This window comes from Protofrankia sp. CiT1, assembly GCF_917627335.1.
GTDB lineage: Bacteria > Actinomycetota > Actinomycetes > Frankiales > Frankiaceae > Protofrankia.
The window spans coordinates 24,248-24,891 of the sequence record NZ_CAKJTP010000063.1 but is presented as its reverse complement, the minus strand read 5'-3'; the positions used below and the strand labels follow the sequence as shown (position 1 = coordinate 24,891).

Below are 644 nucleotides of genomic sequence, written 5' to 3'. Positions count from 1 at the left end.
CGGTGACCACGCCGCTCGGAACATCGTCCACCGGATCGAACGAGTGTTCCGCACACCTGGCGGTTCCGGATACTTCGGCCCGTCCGGCGACTGTGATCGGGGCAGGCCGCACGGCTTGGCCGACGGTCGTCTCAGGACGTCAGTCGGCGGGCCTCGCTGGCGAAGCCCCGCAGGCCGGACCTGCTCAGGGTGGCGAGGAGGCCGTCGAGGGTCTTGGGTTCGCGCTTGTACCCGTCGGCCTGCCGGCGCAGCGTGGTGATCACTGTGACTGGTGAGGCGTCGAGGAGTTCGAGGAGGAATTGGTCTGCCGTCAGTACCTCGATCCCGTGGGGTAGGGCCGACGTGGCCGGGAAGTCGGAGATGTTGTCGGTGACCAGCAGGCCCGCGCCGGCCTTGACCGCAGCCGCGAGGACGTGGCGATCCTTCTGGTGGCAGGCCATCGCCGGGATCAGCAGCTCGTAGCCGAGTACCTCTGCCTCGGGGAAGTGCTCGCGCATGAGCCCGATTGTCCGACCGGCTTGGTCAGGTGACGCCGAGCCTTCGCGGACGAGCGCGCTCTGAAGTTCCCGCAGTATGTGCCGTGACCACAGGGGGCGGTAGAGATCGGCGATCGCGAGGCGGAGCAGGCTGTCGCGCAGGTGCAT

Annotated in this window: 1 protein-coding gene; it reads right to left on the bottom strand. The window is 68.2% G+C overall.

Annotated features, from left to right (window positions below; genetic code table 11):
• Window positions 1-131 precede the first annotated feature (131 nt).
• Window positions 132-644, bottom strand: a 513-nt coding sequence (locus tag MJ785_RS12345) for a PIN domain-containing protein (protein WP_239380931.1), incomplete at its 5' end; no start/stop codon positions are given.